Origin of the sequence: Dactylosporangium salmoneum (assembly GCF_039532525.1) — a bacterium.
Classification (GTDB): Bacteria; Actinomycetota; Actinomycetes; order Mycobacteriales; family Micromonosporaceae; genus Dactylosporangium; species Dactylosporangium salmoneum.
Genome location: NZ_BAAARV010000109.1, coordinates 1 through 5529 on the forward strand (window position 1 = coordinate 1; position 5529 = coordinate 5529).

Here is a 5529-nt window from a genome sequence, read left to right on the forward strand (position 1 = left end):
GGGGGAGGCGTTCCGGTACATGCGGCAGGCCAAACACGTCGGGAAGATCGTGTTGCGGATGCCCGAGCCGGCCTGGCCCACCGACGGGACCGTGTTGGTCACCGGTGGCACGGGAACGCTCGGCGCGCTGGTCGCCCGGCATCTCGTGGCCAAGCACGGGGTGCGGGACCTGTTGCTCGTCAGCCGTTCGGGCATGGACGCGCCCGGCGCCGAGGAACTGGCCGCGGAGCTGGGGGCCCGGGTCGTCGCGTGCGATCTCGCCGACCGGGCGGCCGTCGAGCGGCTGCTGGCCTCGGAGTCGGTCCGGGCGGTGGTCCACACGGCCGGAGTGATCGACGACGGGGTCGTGGAATCGCTGACGCCCGAGCGGCTGGCCGCAGTGTTGCGGCCGAAGGTGGACGCGGCGTGGAACCTGCACGAGCTGACCGGCGACCTGACCGCGTTCGTGCTGTTCTCCTCCGCCGCCGGGGTCTTCGGCAGTCCGGGGCAGGGCAACTACGCGGCGGCGAACACCTTCCTGGACGCCCTGGCGGCGCACCGGCAGGCCGCGGACCTGCCGGCGCACTCGCTGGCGTGGGGGCAGTGGGCGCGCACCAGCGGGCTCACCGGTCAGCTCGACGAACGCGACCTCGCCCGCATGGCCCGCGGCGGCATCCTGCCACTCACCGACGAACAGGGGCTCGAGCTGCTCGACGCCGCGGTCGGCTCGACCCGCCCCGTCCTCGCCCCGATCCGCCTCGACGCGGCCGCGCTGCGGGCCGAGCTCGGCGGGGGCGAGATCCCGCCGCTGTACCGGCGCATGCTGCGCGCCCCCGCCCGCCGAGCCGGCGGCAACGCGCCCGCCGCACGGCTCGCCGGCCTCAACGACCGGGAGCGCCGTGAGCGGCTACTCGCCCTGGTCTCCTCGCACGTCGTCGCCGTGCTCGGCCACCCCGAGGGGACCGCCGTCGAGCCCGACCGGGCCTTCCGCGACCTCGGCTTCGACTCGCTCACCGCCGTCGAGCTGCGCAACCGCCTCACCACCGAGACCGGCCTGCGGCTGCCGGCCACGCTCACCTTCGACCACCCGACCCCCGCGGCGCTCGCCGCCCACCTCGACGAGGAGCTGGCCGGCACCCGCCGGGCGGTGGCCAAGGTCGCCACCGCCGTCAGCCGGGACGACGACCCGATCGTCATCGTCGGCATGGCCTGCCGGTACCCCGGCGGCGTCGCCTCCCCGGACGACCTCTGGGACCTGGTCCTCGGCGGCGTCGACGCCGTCGGCGAGTTCCCCGACGACCGCGGCTGGGACCTCGCCGCCCTCTACGACCCCGACCCGGAGCGCACCGGCACCTCGGTCACCCGGCACGGCGGCTTCCTGCGCGACGCCGGCGACTTCGACCCCGGGTTCTTCGGCATCTCGCCGCGCGAGGCCCTGGCCATGGACCCGCAGCAGCGGCTGCTGCTGGAGACCGCCTGGGAGACCTTCGAGCGGGCCGGCGTCGTCCCCGCGGCGCTGCGCGGCAGCCGGACCGGGGTGTTCGTCGGCGCGGTCTCCTCCGGGTACGGCACCGACGTCGGCCCCCTCGACGAGGGCACCGAGGGCTACCTCGGCACCGGCAACATGACCAGCGTCGCCTCCGGCCGGGTGGCGTACGCGTTCGGCCTGGAAGGCCCCGCCGTCACGGTCGACACCGCCTGCTCCTCCTCGCTGGTCGCGCTGCACCTCGCCGCCCAGTCGCTGCGGGCCGGCGAGTGCGACCTGGCCCTGGCCGGCGGCGTCGCGGTGCTGCCCACCCCGGCCGCGTTCATCGAGTTCAGCCGGCAGCGGGGGCTCTCGCCCGACGGGCGCTGCAAGGCCTTCGCCGAGCAGGCCGACGGGGTCGGCTGGTCCGAGGGCGTCGGCCTGCTGCTCGTCGAGCGCCGCTCGGCCGCCGAGCGCCTCGGCCACCGCATCCTCGCCGTGGTGCGCGGCTCGGCGGTCAACTCCGACGGCGCCTCCAACGGCCTGACCGCCCCCAACGGCCCGTCCCAGCAGCGGGTGATCCGGGCCGCGCTGGCCGCCGCCCGGATTGGTCCGTCCGATGTGGACGCCGTCGAGGCGCACGGCACCGGCACGTCGCTCGGCGACCCGATCGAGGCGCAGGCGCTCCTGGCGACCTACGGCCAGGACCGGCCGGCGGACCGTCCGCTGTGGCTCGGCTCCATCAAGTCGAACATCGGCCACTCGGCCGCCGCCGCGGGCGTGGCCGGGGTCATCAAGATGGTGCTGGCGATGCGGCACGGGCGGCTGCCGAGGACCCTGCACGTGGACGCGCCGTCGTCCGCGGTCGACTGGGACTCCGGCGCGGTCGCGCTGCTCACCGACGCCGTGCCCTGGCCGGAGGCGGACCGGCCGCGCCGCTGCGCGGTCTCGTCCTTCGGCATCAGCGGCACCAACGCCCACGTCGTGCTGGAGGCCGTTGCGGGCGCCCAGGTCCCGGACCGGGCCGAGCCGCCGGCCGGGCCGCTGCCCTTCGTGCTCTCCGCCCGCACCGCACCGGCGCTGCCCGCCCTGGCCGCCCGGCTGCGCGACCGGCTCGCCGCGCGGCCCGGCACCGACCCGGCCGCGCTGGCCCACTCGCTGGCCGCCACCCGCTCGGCGCTGGAGCACCGCGCGGTGGTCGTGGCCGAGGACGCCGACGGGCTGCGCGGCGCCCTGAGCGCTCTTGCCGGCTCGGGCGCGCACGCCGCCCTCGTCCGGGGGACGGCCGGCCCGCGCCCGCGCCTCGCCGTGGTCTTCTCCGGGCAGGGCGCGCAGCGGCCGGGGATGGGCCGCGAGCTGTACGCCGCATTCCCCGCCTTCGCCGCCGCGTTCGACGAGATCTGCGCCCAGTTCGACCCGCGCCTGCGCGAGATCGTGTTCGGCGACGACGACCTGGTGCACCAGACGCAATGGGCCCAGTGCGGCCTCTTCGCCGTCGAGGTCGCGCTCTACCGGCTGATCGAGTCGTGGGGCGTCACCCCTGACGTCCTGGCCGGGCACTCCGTCGGCGAGATCGCCGCCGCGCACGTCGCCGGGGTGCTGTCGCTGCCCGACGCCGCCGCGCTGGTGACGGCCCGCGGGCGGCTGATGCAGGCGCTGCCCGGCGGCGGGGCCATGGTGTCGGTCAAGGCGTCGGAGGGTGACGTCACGCCGTACCTCCGCGGCCATGAAGACCTCGTGGGGCTGGCCGCGCTCAACGGGCCCGCCTCGGTCGTGCTCTCCGGCGACGGGGCGGCGCTGACCGCCATCGCCGGACGGCTGGCCGCCGACGGGTTCCGCACCCGCGCGCTGACGGTCTCGCACGCCTTCCACTCGCCGCTGATGGAGCCGATGCTCGCCGAGTTCGGCGCGGCGCTGGCCGGGCTGGCGTTCGAGCCGCCGCGCATCCCGGTCGTCTCCAACCTCACCGGGCGGCCGGCCGGCGGCGACGACCTGCGGACCGTCGACTACTGGGTCCGTCACGTGCGGCAGCCGGTCCGCTTCGCCGAGGGCGTCGCCGCCGCCCGGGAGCAGGGCGCAGACGTGTTCCTGGAGATCGGGCCGCGGGCCGTGCTCGCCTCGATGGTCGAGGAGAACCTGCCCGGGGCGGCCGTCGTGCCTGCCCTGCGCGCCGACCGGCCCGAGCCGCCCAGCCTGGTCGCCGCGGCGGGCGCGCTGTGGACCCGCGGGGTGGCGGTCGACTGGTCGCGGCTCACCGGCGCGGCCGAGGTCGTCGAGCTGCCCACCTATCCGTTCCAGCGGCAGCGGTACTGGCTGGAGCCCACCCCCGTCCAGGCCCCCGAAGACCGGGCCGCCGACGCGGGCGAGGCGCGCTTCTGGGCCGCGGTCGAGGGCGGCGACCTCGACGACCTGGCCCGCACGCTGGAGCCCGACGACCCGCAGGCCCTGGCGTCCGCGCTGCCGGTGCTCGGCGCCTGGCGCCGGCGCCGCCGTGAGCAGACGTGGCGCTATCGGGCGGCCTGGACGCGGTACACCTCCTCGGAAGGACGACCGTCGAACGGCCCCTGGCTGCTCGTGCGCCCGCTCGGCGCCGACCCCTGGACCGACGCCCTCGCCGCCGGGCTGGAGGCGGCCGGCCTCGACGTCGAGTCGCTCACGGTGGACGCCGCCGACGCCGACCTCGTCGAGAAGGCCGTCGCCAACGCCGGGCGCTCACCGGCCGGCGTGCTGTCCCTGCTCGGCCTCGACGAGCGCCCGCACCCGGCCCACCCGGCCGTGCCGGCCGGCGCCGCGGCGACCCTGGCGCTGCTGCGGGCGCTCGAACCCGGCGGCCCCCCGCTGTGGTGCCTGACCCGCGGCGCGGTCGCGACCGAGGACGGCGAGGCGGTGCCGGGCGCGGCCCAGGCCCAGCTGTGGGGCCTCGGCCGGGTCGTCGCCCTGGAGCGCCCCGACCGCTGGGGCGGCCTGGTCGACCTGCCGGCCACGCTCGACGACGCCGCGGCCGCGCGGCTCGCGACGGTCCTCGCCGCGGCCGACGCGGAGGACCAGTTCGCGGTGCGGGCCGGCGGGGTCCTCGTCCGCCGGGTGGTCGCCGCCGCCGGGGAGGCCGACGCGCCCGGCTGGTCGCCGCGCGGCACCGTGATCGTCACCGCGGAGGGTGACCCGCAGCCGGCGGCCGAGGCGGTCCGCTGGCTCGCCGCGGCGGGCGCCGAGCACATCGTCGTGACCGGGACCGCCGGGCTCGATGGGCTCGACGGCATCCGGTTCACCGTCGAGGACCCCGACCCGGCCGCCCTCGTGGAGCGCCATGGTTCGTCGCTGCGCGCCGTGGTGCATACCGCCGGGCGGCTCGAGCTCGCCGACCTGGACGAGCTGACCGTGGAACGGTACGCGGCCGTGGTCTCCGCCCGCACCGGCCTCGCCGAGCGCCTGGACGCGGCGCTGGGCGACACCGAGCTCGACGCCTTCGTGGTGTTCTCGTCCGTCGCCGCGCTGTGGGGCAGCCGCGGCCACGGCGCCTGGGCCGCGGCGAACGCCCGGCTCGACGCCTTGGCCGAGGACCGGCGGGCCCGTGGTCTCGCTGCGCTGTCTGTCGCGTGGGGACTGTGGCAGGCGCGGGACGGCGCCGCGGGCGCGGCCCGGCACGGGCTCAACCCGCTCGATCCGCAGCGGGCCCTGGCCGTGCTCGGGCGGGCGCCCGGCTCGGCGGTGATCGCGGTGGCCGATGTCGACTGGGACCGGTTCGTGCCGCTGTTCACGTCGGTGCGGCCCAGCCGGCTGCTCGACGACCTGGCCCCGGCCCGGCGCGCGCTGGACGCGGCCCGCCGCGAGCCCGGGGCCGGCGAACCGTCCGGGGCGGCGCTCGCGCTGCGGGCCCGGCTGGCGGGGCTGGACCCCGACGAGCGCGACGCGGTCCTCACCGATCTGGTCCGCTCGCACGTCGCCGCGGTGCTCGGCCACGCCGACGTCGCCGAGGTCGGGCCGGACCGGGCGTTCAAGGAGCTCGGCTTCGACTCGCTGACCGCGGTCGAGCTGCGCAACCAGCTCGGCGCGGCCACCGGCCTGGACCTGCCCGCCACGCTGGT

Annotated in this window: 1 protein-coding gene; it reads left to right on the top strand. The window is 77.6% G+C overall.

What is annotated here, in order from left to right; all coding sequences use genetic code 11:
* Positions 1-91 precede the first annotated feature (91 nt).
* A partial coding sequence (locus ABD352_RS49900) for a type I polyketide synthase (protein ID WP_344619698.1) occupies positions 92-5529 on the top strand: 5438 nt, incomplete at its 3' end.